At 58.1% G+C, this 16,263-nt stretch carries 9 protein-coding genes; 5 read left to right on the top strand and 4 right to left on the bottom strand.

Annotated features, from left to right (window positions below; all coding sequences use genetic code 11):
* Positions 1 to 32 precede the first annotated feature (32 nt).
* Positions 33 to 1,241 carry a serine hydrolase domain-containing protein gene (locus AEP_RS00805; RefSeq protein WP_232459892.1) on the bottom strand — a complete coding sequence of 403 codons (1,209 nt, stop codon included), beginning with the start codon at positions 1,239 to 1,241 and terminating at the stop codon, positions 33 to 35.
* A 499-nt stretch (positions 1,242 to 1,740) separates the two neighbouring features.
* Between AEP_RS00805 and AEP_RS00800 the strand changes: the two genes are divergently transcribed.
* The 5 genes from AEP_RS00800 to AEP_RS00780 all read left to right on the top strand — a co-directional run bounded on the left by AEP_RS00800 (position 1,741) and on the right by AEP_RS00780 (position 9,531).
* Positions 1,741 to 2,217 (top strand): CPBP family glutamic-type intramembrane protease, encoded by a 477-nt coding sequence (locus AEP_RS00800; protein ID WP_442873359.1) that lies wholly within the window; start codon positions 1,741 to 1,743, stop codon positions 2,215 to 2,217.
* Between the two features lie 90 nt (positions 2,218 to 2,307).
* Positions 2,308 to 4,365: a M13 family metallopeptidase gene (locus AEP_RS00795; protein WP_198301876.1), complete on the top strand. Its 2,058-nt coding sequence runs from the start codon at positions 2,308 to 2,310 to the stop codon at positions 4,363 to 4,365.
* Positions 4,366 to 4,577: 212 nt separating this feature from the next.
* Entirely contained in the window at positions 4,578 to 4,802 is a 225-nt protein-coding gene (locus tag AEP_RS00790; RefSeq protein WP_087493634.1) for a hypothetical protein, read from the top strand.
* A gap of 190 nt (positions 4,803 to 4,992) precedes the next feature.
* On the top strand, positions 4,993 to 6,723 hold the full coding sequence (locus tag AEP_RS00785) for an MFS transporter (protein WP_198301875.1): 1,731 nt from the start codon (positions 4,993 to 4,995) through the stop codon (positions 6,721 to 6,723).
* A gap of 672 nt (positions 6,724 to 7,395) precedes the next feature.
* Positions 7,396 to 9,531, top strand: a complete 2,136-nt coding sequence (locus AEP_RS00780) for a hypothetical protein (protein WP_157672999.1) — start codon at positions 7,396 to 7,398, stop codon at positions 9,529 to 9,531.
* Positions 9,532 to 9,905: 374 nt separating this feature from the next.
* Here the strand turns inward: AEP_RS00780 and lpdA are convergent, their stop codons facing one another.
* Genes lpdA through aceE form a run of 3 tightly spaced genes read right to left on the bottom strand, consistent with a single transcriptional unit; the run spans position 9,906 to position 16,161 of the window.
* The gene (lpdA, locus tag AEP_RS00775; RefSeq protein WP_087493632.1) at positions 9,906 to 11,741 is read right to left on the bottom strand and encodes a dihydrolipoyl dehydrogenase; all 1,836 of its coding nucleotides are present in this window, start codon (positions 11,739 to 11,741) and stop codon (positions 9,906 to 9,908) included.
* A 15-nt stretch (positions 11,742 to 11,756) separates the two neighbouring features.
* Positions 11,757 to 13,433, bottom strand: a complete 1,677-nt coding sequence (gene aceF, locus AEP_RS00770; protein WP_087493631.1) for a dihydrolipoyllysine-residue acetyltransferase — start codon at positions 13,431 to 13,433, stop codon at positions 11,757 to 11,759.
* Positions 13,434 to 13,452: 19 nt separating this feature from the next.
* Complete coding sequence (gene aceE, locus AEP_RS00765) at positions 13,453 to 16,161, bottom strand: pyruvate dehydrogenase (acetyl-transferring), homodimeric type (RefSeq protein ID WP_087493630.1); 2,709 nt, start codon at positions 16,159 to 16,161, stop codon at positions 13,453 to 13,455.
* Positions 16,162 to 16,263 lie beyond the last annotated feature (102 nt).

The following is a 16,263-nucleotide window of genomic DNA, read 5'->3' as shown; positions in this document are numbered from 1 at the left end:
GGGAAATCCTGAGCAGTGCACCCTGCAAAAAACTATTTACCGGGCGCTGCACCTTCATCGTCGACGGCCTTTTGTACCTCCCGGTAGAAGGCCTCACGCGCGTTGGATGCCTCTAGGTCACGCGCACCCCCTGCCCAGTTGGCGTTGGACACGATGACCAACTTACGCTTGGGGTCGATGAAGATGCCTTGCCCGAAAATGCCTCGAGCAGAAAAACTGCCGTCGTCATAAGTCCACCATTGGTAGCCATACCCACGGCCTGGTTGGCCGATGTCTGTGCGCTTGGTAGTGGCATCCACCCACCAGCCATCGGGCACGATGCTTTTGCCACCTGCCATGGCGCCACTCAAAATGAATTGGCCCATACGGGCGTAATCACGTGGCGACGCCTGGATGCAGCAGCCCCCGATTTCCTGACCGGTTTTGCTCAATATCCAGGTGCCTTGCTGCTCCATACCCGCCGGTCCCCACACCTTTTCGGCCAGATAAGTGGCCAGGGGCTTGCCGGTGGCTTGCTGCACCAAGGTGCCGACCAGGTTGGTCTCGCCAGTGCTATAGAGCCAACGGGTTCCCGCGGGCACATCGCGTGGGAGGTTGCGCATGTAGCTCACCAACGCATCCACGCCTTCTTCCGGCTTGTGGTTGTTGAACTTTGCAACATCCGACTGCGGGTCAGAATAATCTTCGTTCCACTTTACGCCGGAGGTCATTGTGAGCAATTGGCGCACGCTGACCGCATCGTAGGCCGAGCCTTTGAGGTCCGGAATGTAGAGACTGACTTTGTCGTCCAGACTCTTGATAAAGCCATCTTTCACCGCGGCACCAACCAAGGTAGACGTGAACGACTTGGCTACCGAGAAGCTGGTCCAACGCCCTGCCGCATCAAAGCCCAAGCCATAACGCTCGAGGCGCAACTTACCGTCTTGCAAGACCAAGAGCGCAGCACTGCGCTGGCCGGCCATATAGGCGTCGACATCGCTTGTGAGTTTCAGCGGCGCACCCGCGGGCAATGCAGAAGGAGTGCCGCCAGCTTGCACCACCCGTGATTTGGCGAGAAAAGGCAGCCGGTCCAGCGCGCGAAAGGCAGCATCTCTCTGGGCTTGAGTCCAGAACAGCAGATCGCGGTTGGTCGGCACCGTCGCCAACAACCCGCGGGTTTCCTTGTCCAGACTGAACCAAGCGCCCACGCCGGCTACCCCCAGAACTACCAAGGTGCCGAGCACCATTTTCTTAAAGGCCAAAACAAAACTCCCGGAACGCGCGATCACGCGAATAAGGGAAATGTTGCACCGGCCTTAGGCATCTGAACTTGAGACAAACCCTTGCCGAGTCCTGCTGGTGACAGGTCGCTTAGCAAACTTACCCTCTGAGAGGGGCAGATATGATGGTGCGGTACCGGACATGGAATACTGGTTTCAGTTTGATTGAGTGATCACCATGACAGATGCTCTCCTCCCGAAAGGGTCACGTTTTTCACGGCTTGAGGATCCGGGTACGGATTTCCCCTTCTACCGAGGCACACCCGTCACACTTTCCACCCCCGCCTGGTGGATGCTCATGGCTTCAGTGGCAGGCGCTTTTCTGTTTCTCGTCATCTCGGCATCCTGGTCGGCAGCACTTATCTGGCAGTTGGTCCCGGCTGTGATGTTGGCTGCGGTGCCGTTAATCACATTGGCGCGTGTGGCCCCAGGCCATTGGCATTGCCTGTTCGGCAAGGTGGGGCTGCGTGAGTTGCGATTGATGCTCGGCTTTGCCTTGCTCAACATCGTGATCAGCATGGGCCTTGGCTTCATAGTATGGGCGCTGACCCAAGTGGCAAGCAACGGTAGCACTACACAGTTGGGTACAACGGATACCTTGGGTCGCATGGTGTTTTTTGTCAAAACATTACCCCAACTTCTGGGGGAAGAAGTCATCACGATCCTGCCCTTCCTCGCCCTTTTGCACTGGCTGACTCACAAATTAGGATGGAGTCGCAAGGGCGCCATTCTGTTGGCCTGGTTTGCCACATCGGTCATGTTCGGGATGCTGCACTTGCCGACCTATGACTGGAACTGGGTGCAATGTCTGGTCGTCATCGGCGGTGCGCGGATGGTGCTCACACTGCCCTGGATCATGACCAAGAATATGTGGGTGTCTACGGGAGCCCACATCACCAATGACTGGTTGCTTTTTGCCGCTGGCCTGTGGGGCGCGGGGCTGGCGAGCAAGGTATAGTTTTTGCTGATGCGCAAGACATCCGCATCAGATCGCAACGTCAGAGCGCCTCACGCGCCAAGTTCAACCGTTCACTCAGGGGAGTCCACCATGTCAAACATCAACAAACCGCTTACCTGCGGCCTGGTCCTTAGCTCCATCGCCGCAGCCATCATGGCACTGCCATCTGCCGCTTCAGCACAAGCCGCTGCACCGGAATTGGGTTATTCGGTGGGCAATATGGACAAAAGTGTGAGCCCGCGAAAAGACTTCTTTCGCTATGCCAATGGCGCCTGGCTCAAACGCACTCAGATACCTCCCAGTGAAGCCGATGTCGGTGGGTTTAGCCAACTGGCAGCCAACCTAGACCAGAAGCTCAGCTCCCTGATCCACGACGCAGCGGCTTCAAGGCCCCCCAAAGGTACGCCACAACAGCAGATTGGTGACTACTACCGGGCAGCCATGGACACCAGCCGGCTGGATACCCTGGGACTGCAGCCCATCTCTGCCGAGCTGCAGCGTCTGCCTTCTACAGGCTCACCCTCAGCGCTTGGAGCAGTGTCTGCCCGGTTGGCTCTGGGCTACGGCATTTCGCCTTTGGTGAACGCATTCAGCACCGTAGACGCCAAGAACAGTGGCATGAACGTATTGATGATCCATCCGAGTGTGCAGCCACTCGAACCGGATGAATACAACACACCTGCGGGTCAGAAAGTGCGTGAACTCTATGCGGGCTTTGTCACCAAAATGTTGCAAGCATCGGGAGATGCCGAGCCTCTTGCAGCAAAGAAAGCCAAGCTGATCGTGGACATGGAGGCCGAGCTTGCCGCAGCCCGCCTGACACCTTTGCAGATGCGGGATCCCGATATCACCTACAACAAACTCACATTCGCAGAGGTTCAAGGGTTCATTCCCACTGTTGACCTGAAGGCTCTGCTGGGAGGTTTGGGCGTGCCCGTGCCCGAAAGCGTGGTAGTCATGGATGTCAATGGACTGAAGGCCATTCACAAGCTGCTGAGCACCCGCACTCCCGAAGAAGTCCGCACCTTGCTTGCGTGGCACATCTTGTCCAGCCGAGCCTCCGCCTTGGGGCGCCCTTGGAGCACATTGGACGAAGAGTTCAACAAGCAGCGCAAGGGCCTGCAAGTGGTGCCATCCCGCGAGCGTCAGGTCACTCAGGCGATTGCCTCACAGCTGTTTCATCCCATGGCCCAGCTATACGTAAAAGCGCATTTTCCGGAAAGCACCCGCCGGGAAATCACCGAGATGGTCAAGCACATCAAAGATGAGTTTGAACAACGCCTGCGAGCAAACCCTTGGCTGGACGAACCCACCCGGGCAGCTGCTTTGACCAAGTTGTCCAAAGTCGATATTCAAGTTGGCTATCCACAGAAGTGGATCGACTTCAGTGCGATTGACGTACGACCGGACGACCACTTCGGCAACCAGCAACGGATTGGCGAATTTCTGATGCGCCGTGATCTGGCCAAAGTGGGTACGCCGGTTGTGCAGGACCGTTTTGCAGAAAGCGCCACACTCCCCACAACGGTGAATGCCGCCTACAACCCTCAGGCCAACAACATCGACATCACAGCGGCTATTGTTCAACCACCGTTTTACAAGCCCGGTGCAGATATGGCCGTGAACTACTGCACGATCGGCGCCGTCATCGGCCATGAATTGACCCACGGATTCGACAGCAATGGTCGACGCTACGGACCGGCAGGCAACTTGCGCGATTGGTGGACCCCTGAAGCCACCCAGGAATTTAAAAAACGAACCGATGTGCTGGTGCAGCAGTACAGCGAGTTCACCATCCTCCCGGGCTTGCAACACAACGGCTTGCTGACCCTCACAGAAAACACCGCCGACCTTGGCGGCATCACCCTTGCCCATGCAGCGCTGCGGCGCGCGCTGGACGGCAAGGCGCAACCCAAGATTGATGGCATGACCACTGACCAACGTTGCTTCGTCGCTTGGTCACAAATGTGGGCTTACAAAGGCCGCCCCGAACGACTGCGCTTTCTGGTAGCCAAGGACTACCACGCCAACAGCGCTTTGCGCAGTTTCGCCCCTCTGCTGCACTTGAATGAGTTCTACCAAGCTTTCAATATTCGCAAGGGCGATCCAATGTGGCGCGCGCCTGAAAAGCGGGTCCGCATCTGGTAAGCCGAAGGCACTGCCATGCAGTGCCGGTAGCAGCCTTTTCTGCGTGTCCCTGCCCGTCATTGCAGCATCCCCTGAACAACGCGGTAGCGGGGTCTGAATGCAGCCTATTTGCGTCTAAGCCCTCGCAATGCGTGGGGTTTCAACCTAGGCGGAGCTGCGATTTTTTACAGAGCGTATGCAGAATCCGGCCCTCAACTCTCACCTGAATCGCTATGAAAGACTCTGCGTTGTTGATCGGTATCTCGGATGCCATCGGATTTGTAGCAGGCGCCCAAATGGGCTTATGGCTGGGCCAATCGATGGGGTTTGATGCCTTCGCGGGAGGGTTTGGCAACAACGCGTTAGTGGGTATGGTTTTGTTGGGCTTGGGTGGCGGTCTGGGCTTGCAACTGGCGAGCCGTTGGCGAAGCTGGCGCGCAGCCAGAAAGAGCGAATAGCCCTTCGTGATTGATGTTTCCGAACGGCGGCGTACCCAAAAAATCGCCAGCAAAAGGCCCCACTTTTTCCAAGCCTTAACCTTCGTGGGGGAGTAAGAAATCCGTCAGACGCGGTTTTGACACTGCAGCCGTCCATGGCATCGCCGTGGATGCTGAGAACCGCCCTAACTAAACAAAACGGAGACTCCCCATGAGCATCAGCCCTGCCAGTGCCGCGTCGATTGAAGACCGCAAGCGGCCCATGACGCGCGATGAAAAACGCGTCATCCTCGCGTCTTCAGCCGGAACCATTTTTGAGTGGTACGACTTCTACCTCTATGGCTCGCTTGCAGCGATCATCGGGGCCCAGTTTTTCTCATCCTTTCCGGAAGCCACACGCAACGTGTTTGCCTTGTTGGCGTTTGCCGCCGGCTTTCTGGTGCGCCCCTTCGGCGCGCTGTTCTTTGGCAGATTGGGTGACATGATCGGGCGCAAGCAAACCTTCCTCATGACGATTTTGATCATGGGGATCTCGACCTTTGTGGTCGGCTTGCTTCCGGGCTACAACACCATCGGTTGGGCCGCGCCCGTCATCCTGATCCTGCTGCGCATGCTGCAAGGTCTTGCCTTGGGAGGCGAGTACGGCGGCGCTGTGGTGTATGTCGCTGAGCACGCTCCGCCCGGACGTCGTGGCTTCTTCACCAGCTGGATTCAGACCACCGCCACCTTGGGCCTTCTGCTGTCCCTGATGGTGATCCTCACGGTGCGCACTATTGTTGGCGAAAAAGAATTCGCCGAGTGGGGCTGGCGCATTCCATTCCTGCTGTCGATCTTCCTGCTGGGTATCTCGGTATGGATCCGCTTGCAGATGGAAGAGTCGCCTGCGTTCAAGAAAATGAAAGCGGAAGGAACCAGCTCCAAAGCACCGATTGCCGAAGCTTTCGGTCAGTGGAGCAACGGCAAGTTTGCGCTGATCGCCTTGTTCGGTTTGGTCGCAGGTCAGGCCGTGGTCTGGTACACCGGTCAGTTCTATGCCCTGTTCTTCCTGCAAACCATATTGCGGATTGACATGTTTACCGCCAACGTGCTGATCGCCTGGTCACTGATTCTGGGTACAGCCGGGTTCGTAATTTTTGGTTCTCTGTCCGACAAAATCGGCCGCAAGAAAATCATTCTGGCGGGTTGCTTCCTGGCGATCGTGACCTACTTCCCGGTGTTCAAAACCATCACGCAAATCGCCAATCCGGCATTGCATGCTGCGCAGCAGAACACCAAGGTCACCATCATCGCTGACCCCAACGACTGCTCGTTCCAGTTCAACCCCACCGGCACTGCCAAGTTCACCAGCTCTTGCGATGTGACCAAAGCGCTGCTGGCCCGCAGTTCCGTGAACTACTCGGTGCAGTACACCGCTGGAGCGATTCCCGCCAAGGTGCAAATCGGTACTGCTGAAGTGGTGGGCTATGAAATCGCCAAGCTCACTGGCGATGACGTCAAGGCCACGCCTGCTGCCTTTGCCAAGTCGGTGAACGAAGCATTGGCCGCCGCGGGCTACCCTGTGCCCGGCAAGCCAGCACCCGGCATTCTCAAGATGGAAGGCTTCTTTGACATCTTCAATGCCCAGGTTTTCCCGCTGGTGCTGATCCTCACCTACCTCGTGCTGTTGGTCACCATGGTGTACGGCCCGATTGCTGCAGCCCTGGTAGAGCTGTTCCCCACCCGCATCCGATACACAGGCATGTCATTGCCGTACCACATCGGCAACGGCTGGTTTGGTGGATTGATGCCAGCAACCGCGTTTGCCATGATCGCGCAAACCGGTGACCCCTACTACGGCTTGTGGTACCCCGTGGTGGTGGCCGGCATGACCGTGGTGATTGGCCTGCTGTTTGTTCCAGAGAACAAAGACAAGGACATCTTCGCCGAGGACAGCCGCCGGTAAGGCAAAGATCTGGCGGCTATCAATGAAGCCCGAACCTTTGCCGGTTCGGGTTTTTTATTGCTGACTACGCTTTTGTTTAGTTCTTGGCACGGAGTGTCGCATCGGGTTCAAAAATTCGAACAAATGCGCCTAGATTTTTTCAGTAAGTTAAGGTCCGACAGGCCAAAGCTAATTGGAAGAAACCTGACTTTGTGTATTGCACCTGAGTCCGAACCGCCAGCCCGACCGTTGAGATCGAGCTTCGCCCAGCATTGGGAACGAGGATGTGGTCACACCACTGCCAAGAAACTCTGCGGAGGCAACAAACAGCAGATTGCCAATGACTCTTTGATGTGCATCTCTGCGAGCCATCAACTACGCAAACCACCACAACAGAACCGGAAGAAGCCACCGGTTTCCGGATGACGCGTTCGCTATACTCGCCTCCGACTGGCTGGGAGCTGGATACTGCGTGACGCAAGCACCCTCATGATGTCGAAATATAAAAAATATTCTAGATATTGAATTTCAGGGAGAGCCATGAGTCTGTCTGGCATAGCCTCGCGCGGAGCTGCGAGCCTGCGATTTTTTTTGTGCTCTGTATTGTTGGCTGTTCTGTCCGCTTGTGGCGGAGGAGGCGGTGGCGGAGGTGGCAGCTCCGGTAGCGGTCCTTCAGCAGGCTTGACTGGTCAAGTGGCCAAAGGTTTGACCAGCGGCGCTACAGTTACTCTTTACCGCATCAACGATGCCGGTGTGCGCACCGTAGTTTTCAGCACCGTTAGCGACGCTCAAGGAGGCTTCAGTCTGCCGACTGCATTAACAGTAGGACAGGTGTATCTTCTGGAGGCGATAGGTGGGCAATACATCAATGAAGCCACCGGACTGACCGCTGCATTGACTGCGCCCATGCGCGCGGTGTTTGTTGCAAGCGGATCGGAGCGTCGCTTCGCAATTTCTGCGGTTTCTGAGGCCGTAGCGTTGCAGGTGGAGCAATCCAGCTCGCCTACTAAGTGGAGCGCAAGCTCCGTTGCCAATGCCACGACGGTGATCAACACGGCATTCGGTTTACCCAGCCCGTTTGATCTACGCTTTGTGGATCTGACTCACTACTCGTCAGGTAGCGATCCCAGCCTTACCGACGCTGATTTCACCTTGTCTCTGCACATCGGTTTTTTCGCGGGTTTTATGCATGAGAGGCAACTGCGTGATAGCGGTCAATTGTTCTCGGCTACCTTGCGAGACTTTCGCCGGATGGTCACTACCAACAATCCGGACCCGCAACTCATGTCCGATTGGCTAGCGGGCTTGGTTCGCTTTGTGGAGAGGGTGCCCTCGCTGGCGAATAGCAAAGCATCGCTCTATACCTCGCTGGGCCTGCTTGCCAACTCCAATGCTGAACAACTCTCAGGAGCAGAGTCAAGCGGCGAATCTTCGGCCACTGTTCCCAATGGGGTCATGCGTATCCTGCTTTCGTCAAGCGGCTCCACCGACTCTACGGACACTGTATTCAATAGCCGGGGGGCTTTGGTAGGTTACCGCCTCGGGACAGTGAACTCCGGTCTGGGCTTCGCCTACTTGGGGTCTTCGAGCGTGGCGGATGTGTATGCAACAGAAGAGACTGCCATTGGTCGATGGAATAAAGGCTACTACTACGACTACGGGGTGACCTACAACGCGGCCCAAAAACAGTTCAACACCAGTCAGGCGCACAGCGCGCCCATGGGTAATTGGGTGTATGCCGCTGGCGTGCCCGCCAGCAACCCACCAAGTTGTGGTGTGATTACCATGGCCCCTCAGGCGCAGACCAAACCATACAAAAGCGCCGACGGCTCGCTGGAACTCACACTGGATGCGTCCTCGCGGCTGGTATTCCAGTTCAATAATGGCATCACCTTCGCGGGTTACAGCCTAGTCTTGAGGGATGCTCAGAGCAACGTTTACACCCTTGCCAGCACCGGCGGTACCAGTACCCCCTTGCAAGGTGCGCGTCTTGATAACAAGAGTGAGTTCAACAGTCACTATGGAGTTCCGCTGCCGACCGGAGACACCCTGACCATGAGGGGTTTGCTGGCAGGTGCAGGCGCAACCAAAGCGGTGATCACGATGGATTCAAACATTGTGCCCACCAGAGGTTTAGCCGCTGCCTTCGCTCAGGTAGGGTCGATCCAAACATGCACTGCCACCAATTTCGCTGCGGGCTCTGTAAGTCCCATCCCCTCTACAGGCGACTACAACGTCAGTTTTAAAGGCTTTACCAATCCAATGAGCGGCTTGAGTTTTCTGTCCGATGGAACACCCAAACTGGCTTTCACGGCTCCCGGCGTTGTCGCCACACAAAGCATGGAAAAGCGAGGCAATAGCGAGGCGGGCATAGGCATCTTGATGCCTCCCTTTCTGGACGGACTGGATACGGTCAATATCCCGCGCGCCTATTTCTATGTGAAGTCGCCCTTTGGTTCAGCAATGCCGCAATCCGGCAATACAGAATACCGCTTGGTTGCCAGTACTCCTTATCTAACAAGTACGGGTAACCAACTGATCTCGGCCAACACGGAAATTCAGTCGGCCCGCTTGAAGATACAGTTTGACCAATACCCGATGGGCACTACCAGTAACTGGTATGGTGCCTGTGAGTTAACAATCAACGGTCAAGTACTTCAGGATCCGTATGGTGGTCGCTACAGTCGGGATTCTGGCACGTGCAATGGTCTTGGTTTTACTGCAGGCATCACTTCTAGCAGTAACCGCTATGCGGTGGCTCTCTACTCCCAAGTAGTATCGGGCACGGTGCAGGCCGAGGCGGCGCTATTGTTTGAAAAAGTACCTTGAAACGCCCCTCATTCTGAGGGCTGCGATAAAAATTTTCTTGAGGTATTCATCTGTCTGGCTGCCATGCCCGGTAGCAGCGTCATCCACTTTACCGGCCGCAAGTAGCACGCGGTCCCCCGAAGCTTTGACTCGCGCACGCCCGCATGGGCTGTGCGCTCAAAAAAAAAACGGATTCTGCGCCGCTTGTTCGGCCAAGCACCCCAAGAGGTACCGGAGTCCAATCACCCACGCACATTGCAAAACTCTCCGTCCTGATTGAAATTGGCCACTTACGAGATCAGGAACTTTGCAAGTGCAGCCTGGATACAAAAAAGCCGCACAGCCCTTTCAGGAACTGCGCGGCCAGCTACTAAATCAGTAGCAGTTAGTTTGGCTTACTTCTTCGCTGGCGGCACATCCGTGCAGCTTCCATGCGCAATCTCCGCCGCCATGCCGATGCTTTCGCCTAGCGTGGGGTGGGGGTGAATAGTCTTGCCGATGTCCACCGCGTCTGCGCCCATCTCAATCGCCAAAGCGATCTCGCCGATCATGTCGCCCGCGTGGGTGCCGACCATGCCGCCGCCCAGGATCTTGCCATGGCCGTGCGCTTCCGGGGAGTCATCAAACAGCAGTTTGGTGACGCCTTCGTCACGGCCATTGGCAATCGCGCGGCCGGATGCGGTCCAGGGGAACAAGCCCTTCTTGACCTTGATGCCTTGGGCCTTGGCCTGGTCTTCAGTCAAGCCCACCCATGCCACTTCAGGGTCGGTGTAGGCCACGCTTGGAATGACGCGGGCGTTGAACGCCGCAGTTGCCAATTCCTTGTTGCCTTGCAGTTCACCAGCAATCACTTCAGCTGCCACGTGGGCTTCATGCACCGCCTTGTGCGCCAGCATAGGCTGGCCCACGATGTCGCCGATGGCGAAGATGTGCGGCACGTTGGTGCGCATCTGGATATCGACGTTGATGAAGCCACGGTCGGTCACCGCCACACCCGCCTTCTCGGCACTGATCTTCTTGCCGTTGGGCGTGCGGCCCACGGCTTGCAGCACGAGGTCGTACACCTGCGGTGCGGGGGCGGTTCCGCCCTCTTCCGCCGGCGCAAACGTCACTTCAATGCCTTCAGGCAAGGCGCGTGCGGACACGGTCTTGGTCTTGAGCATGATGTTGTCGAAGCGCTTGGCGTTCATCTTCTGCCAGATCTTGACCAGGTCGCGGTCGGCGCCCTGCATCAGGCCATCCATCATTTCCACCACGTCCAGGCGGGCGCCCAGCGTGCTGTAAACGGTGCCCATTTCCAGGCCGATGATGCCGCCACCCAAAATCAACATGCGCTTGGGGACTTCTTTCAGCGCCAGAGCGCCGGTGGAGTCCACGACGCGTGGGTCGTTGGGCATAAAAGGCAGTCGCACAGCTTGTGAGCCGGCCGCGATGATGGCGCGCTTGAAGGCGATGACTTTCTTGCTACCGGTCTTCTCTTGGGCTGTGCCGCTGGTTTCTTCGACTTCGAGGTGGTTGGCACCCACGAAGTTGCCGTAGCCGCGCACGGTCGTGACCTTACGCATTTTGGCCATGGCAGCCAAGCCACCGGTCAGCTTGCCGATGACCTTTTCTTTGTGGCCGCGCAGCTTGTCGATGTTGACCACGGGCGCGCCGAAGTCCACACCGAGGTCCGCCATGTGGCTGACTTCGTCCATGACCGCCGCCACGTGCAACAGCGCCTTGGAGGGGATGCAACCCACGTTCAGGCACACGCCGCCCAAGGTGGCGTAGCGCTCGACCACGATGACCTTGAGGCCCAAGTCAGCCGCGCGGAAAGCCGCGGAGTAACCGCCGGGGCCGCCACCGATGACGACCAAATCGCACTCCAGATCCGCACTGCCGCCGAAGCTGCTAGCCACTGGGGCCGGAGCCGCCGGGGCTGCTACAGAAACAGGAGCTGCTGGCGCAGACGCTGCTGGGGCTGCGGCCGGTTTTGCTTCAGAAGCTGCACCAGCAGCTTCGAGCATCACGACCACAGAACCCTGCTTGACCTTGTCGCCGATCTTGACCTTGAGCTCAGTCACCACACCGCCGTGGCTGGCCGGGATCTCCATGGAGGCCTTGTCGGACTCCACGGTGATCAGGCTTTGCTCGGGCTTGATGGTGTCGCCGACTTTGACCAGCAATTCGATGACCGCGACTTCGTCGAAGTCACCGATGTCCGGAACCTTGATTTCTACGATTGCCATATTCAGGTTCCTGTCTTAGAGCAGCACGCGGCGGAAGTCACCCAGGATCTGGCCCAGGTACACGTTGAAGCGCGCCGCAGCGGCGCCGTCGATCACGCGGTGGTCCCAGGTCAGCGACAAGGGCAGCATCAGGCGTGGCTGGAAGGCCTTGCCATCCCACACGGGTTCCATCTGGCTCTTGCAGACGCCCAGAATGGCAACTTCAGGCGCGTTGATGATGGGCGTGAAATAACGGCCACCGATACCACCCAGTGAAGAGATGGTGAAGGTCGCGCCGCTCATGTCGGCAGGGCCGAGCTTGCCGTCACGGGCCTTCTTGGCCAGCTCACCCATTTCCTGGCTGATTTGGAAGATGCCTTTTTTGTCGGCGTCCTTGATCACGGGCACCACCAAGCCGTTAGGCGTGTCGGCCGCAAAGCCGATGTGGTAGTACTGCTTGTAGATCAGCGCGTCGCCGTCCAGCGAGCTGTTGAACTCAGGGAACTTCTTGAGCGCGGCCACGCAAGCCTTGATCAGGAAAGCCAGCATGGTGACCTTGATGCCGGACTTCTCGTTCTCTTTGTTGGTGGAGACGCGGAAGGCTTCGAGGTCGGTGATGTCGGCGTCATCGTGGTTGGTGACGGCCGGGATCATGACCGCATTGCGCAACAGGTTGGCACCGCTGATCTTCTTGATGCGGGACATTTCCTTGCGCTCGATCGGGCCGAACTTGGCAAAGTCCACCTTGGGCCAGGGAATCAAGCCTAGGCCGGCGCCGTCGTTGCTGCCGGAAGCCTTGGCTTGCGCAGCAATGGCCAAGGTCTGCACTGCGCCGCTCATCACGGAGCGGGTGAAGCCTTGCACGTCCGCCTCGGTGATACGGCCCTTCAAGCCGGAACCCTTGACTTCGTTCAAAGGCACGCCCAGTTCGCGGGCGAACTTGCGCACAGATGGGGATGCATGGGGCAAACCGAGGGTGGTGCCACCGGGTGCATGCGCGGGAACAGCCACAGCGGCAGGCGCTGCGGCAGCAGCCACAGGTGCCGGGGCTGCGGCGGGAGCAGCCGGCGCGGCGGCAACCGCTGCGGGTGCCGCAGCAGGGGCGGCTGCGGCACCAGCCACGCCTTCCAGAATCACCACCAAGTCACCGATGTTCACGGTGTCACCCAGCTTGACCTTGATTTCCTTCACCACACCGGCGGTGCTGGAAGGAATCTCCATGGAAGCCTTGTCCGACTCGACAGTGATCAGGCTCTGCTCCACCTTGACGGTGTCGCCGACCTTGACCAGCAGTTCGATAACAGCCACGTCCTTGAAGTCGCCGATATCCGGCACACGCACTTCCACCGGGCTGGAGGCAGCAGGCGCTGCAACCGCTACCGCAGGGGCTGCCACGGACGCGGCCGCTACAGAAACAGGAGCTGCTGGCGCAGATGCGGCGGGCGCTGGAGCCGTTTTCGGCTCTGCAGCAGCACCAGCGGCTTCCACCATCACGACCACGGAGCCTTCCTTGACCTTGTCGCCCAAAGCGACCTTGATTTCCTTGACCACACCGGCGGTGCTGGAAGGAATCTCCATGGAAGCCTTATCAGACTCCACGGTGATCAGGCTTTGTTCCACCTTCACGGTGTCACCCACTTTGACCATCAGTTCGATAACCGCGACTTCGTCGAAGTCACCGATATCCGGGACTTTTACTTCTACCAATGCCATGTTGTTGTCTCCGGAGTTCTTAGGCGTACAGGGGGTTGACCTTGTCGGTGTTGATGCCGTACTTAGCAATGGCTTCTGCCACCTTGGCCACAGGCACGGTACCGTCTTCGCTCAGCGCCTTCAGGGCGGCAACCACGATGTAGTGGCGGTTCACCTCGAAGTGCTCACGCAGCTTGCTGCGGAAGTCGGAGCGGCCGAAACCGTCGGTGCCCAGCACCTTGTACGTACGGCCCTTGGGCACAAACGGACGGATCTGCTCAGCGTACGCCTTCATGTAGTCAGTCGACGCGATCACGGGGCCGGTGGACTTGTTCAGCTGCTCGGCAACAAATGGCACGCGTGGAGTTTCCAGCGGGTGCAGCAGGTTCCAGCGGTCAGCGTCCTGGCCGTCGCGGGTCAGTTCGTTAAAGCTTGGGCAGCTCCACACGTCGGCGCCGATGCCCCAGTCTTTTTCCAGCAGTTCTTGTGCCGCAATGCTTTCGCGCAGGATGGTGCCGGAGCCCAAGAGTTGCACGCGGGGTGCCTTCTTGGTGAGCGCGGGACCCGCCTTGCACTGGTACATGCCCTTGATGATCTGCTCTTCCGTGCCGGGCTGCAGGCCGGGCATCGGGTAGTTTTCATTCAACAGGGTCAGGTAGTAGAAGACATTGTCTTGCTTCTCGACCATGCGCTTCAAACCATGGTGCAGGATCACGCCGACTTCGTGGGCGAAAGTCGGGTCGTAGGAGATGCAGTTCGGAATCGTGCCGGCCATGATGTGGCTGTGGCCGTCTTCGTGCTGCAAACCTTCACCGTTCAGGGTGGTACGGCCGGAAGTGCCGCCCAACAAGAAGCCACGCGCTTGCATGTCGCCAGCCGCCCAGGCGAGGTCGCCGATACGCTGGAAGCCGAACATCGAGTAGTACACGTAGAACGGCACCATGATGCGGTTGCTGGTGGAGTAGCTGGTGGCAGCGGCAATCCAGCTGCTCATGCCGCCGGCTTCGTTGATGCCTTCCTGCAGAATCTGACCGGCCTTGTCTTCCTTGTAGTACATGACCTGGTCTTTATCGACCGGGGTGTACTGCTGGCCCGCGGGGTTGTAGATACCCACTTGGCGGAACAAGCCTTCCATACCGAAGGTACGGGCCTCATCCACCAGAATCGGCACCACGCGGGGGCCCAAAGCCTGGTCGCGCAGCAACTGAGTCAGGAAACGCACATAGGCTTGGGTGGTGGAAATCTCACGGCCTTCGGCGGTGGGTTCGATCACAGCCTTGAAGGTTTCCAGGGACGGCACGGTGAAGCTCTCGTCCGCCTTGGTACGACGGTGCGGCAAGTAGCCGCCCAAGGCCTTGCGGCGCTCATGCAGATACTTCATTTCCGGGGTGTCGTCTGCAGGCTTGTAGAACGGCACCTTGGGCAACTCGCTGTCAGGCACGGGGATGTTGAAACGGTCGCGGAAGGCCTTGATGTCTTCGTCAGTCAGCTTCTTGGTCTGGTGAACGGTGTTCTTGCCTTCACCGGCCTTGCCCATGCCGAAGCCCTTGACGGTCTTGATCAACAAGACAGTAGGTTCGCCCTTGTGGTTCACCGCCTTGTGGAAAGCAGCGTAGACCTTCTTGGAGTCGTGGCCGCCTCGACGCAGATCGAAAATTTCTTCGTCCGACATCTTGGACACCATTTCCAGGGTGCGGGGGTCTTTGCCGAAGAAATGCTTGCGGACGTAGGCACCGTCGTTGGCCTTCATGGCCTGGTAGTCGCCGTCCAGGGTTTCCATCATGATCTTTTTGAGCGCGCCATCTTTGTCGCGTGCCAGCAAGGGGTCCCAGCCGGAGCCCCACAGCAACTTGATCACGTTCCAGCCGGCACCGCGGAACTCGCCTTCGAGTTCTTGCACGATCTTGCCGTTGCCGCGCACCGGGCCGTCCAAGCGCTGCAAGTTGCAGTTGATCACGAAGACCAGGTTGTCCAAGCCTTCACGGGCAGCCAGGCCGATGGCGCCCAGGGATTCCACTTCGTCCATTTCGCCGTCGCCGCAGAACACCCAGACCTTGCGGTTTTCTGTGTTGGCAATGCCACGGGCGTGCAGGTATTTCAGGAAACGGGCCTGGTAAATCGCCATCAATGGGCCCAAGCCCATGGACACGGTGGGGAACTGCCAGAACTCGGGCATCAACTTGGGGTGCGGGTAGCTCGATAGACCCTTGCCATCCACTTCCTGGCGGAAGTTGAGCAACTGCTCCTCAGAAAGGCGACCTTCCAGGTAGGCGCGGGCATACACGCCGGGGGACACGTGGCCCTGGATGTAGAGGCAGTCGCCACCGTGGTTTTCGCTTTCAGCGTGCCAGAAGTGGTTGAAGCCGGCGCCGAACAGGCTGGCCAGCGATGCAAAAGAGCCGATGTGGCCACCCAAATCCCCACCATCTGCGGGGTTGTGGCGGTTGGCCTTTACGACCATGGCCATGGCGTTCCAGCGCATGTAGGCGCGCAGGCGCTCTTCAATCTCGAGGTTGCCGGGGGAGCGTTCTTCGTCTTGGGGCTCAATCGTGTTCACATAGCCGGTGGTGGCCGAGAAAGGCATGTCGATGCTCTTCTGGCGTGCGTGCTCGAGCAGTTGCTCCAGCAGAAAGTGCGCGCGCTCGGGGCCTTCGGCCTCGATCACAGCGCTGAGCGCGTCCATCCATTCGCGGGTTTCCTGGCTGTCCATGTCGGACGTGCCCAAGGGATTCTGGGGAACTGCTGCCATCGAAGTCTCCTATTTACTTTGGCGTAATTTAGTGCGGTACGCCTAGTTTCTCATATTTGTTTTGAAATTTCAAATCATGCTTATTCATTTCATATATTGAAA

Origin of the sequence: Curvibacter sp. AEP1-3 (assembly GCF_002163715.1) — a bacterium.
Lineage (GTDB): Bacteria > Pseudomonadota > Gammaproteobacteria > Burkholderiales > Burkholderiaceae_C > Allorhodoferax.
Note: the sequence above shows the minus strand (reverse complement) of the source record. Positions and strands in the feature narration are given on the sequence as shown.

Excerpts from the sequence above, each read along its gene's own strand:
- aceE (WP_087493630.1), bottom strand. The coding sequence starts at position 16,161 with ATGGCAGCAGTTCCCCAGAATCCCTTGGGCACGTCCGACATGGACAGC.
- AEP_RS00785 (WP_198301875.1), top strand. The coding sequence starts at position 4,993 with ATGAGCATCAGCCCTGCCAGTGCCGCGTCGATTGAAGACCGCAAGCGG.
- AEP_RS00800 (WP_442873359.1), top strand. The coding sequence starts at position 1,741 with ATGCTCGGCTTTGCCTTGCTCAACATCGTGATCAGCATGGGCCTTGGC.
- AEP_RS00795 (WP_198301876.1), top strand. The coding sequence starts at position 2,308 with ATGTCAAACATCAACAAACCGCTTACCTGCGGCCTGGTCCTTAGCTCC.
- AEP_RS00790 (WP_087493634.1), top strand. The coding sequence starts at position 4,578 with ATGAAAGACTCTGCGTTGTTGATCGGTATCTCGGATGCCATCGGATTT.
- aceF (WP_087493631.1), bottom strand. The coding sequence starts at position 13,433 with ATGGCATTGGTAGAAGTAAAAGTCCCGGATATCGGTGACTTCGACGAA.
- lpdA (WP_087493632.1), bottom strand. The coding sequence starts at position 11,741 with ATGGCAATCGTAGAAATCAAGGTTCCGGACATCGGTGACTTCGACGAA.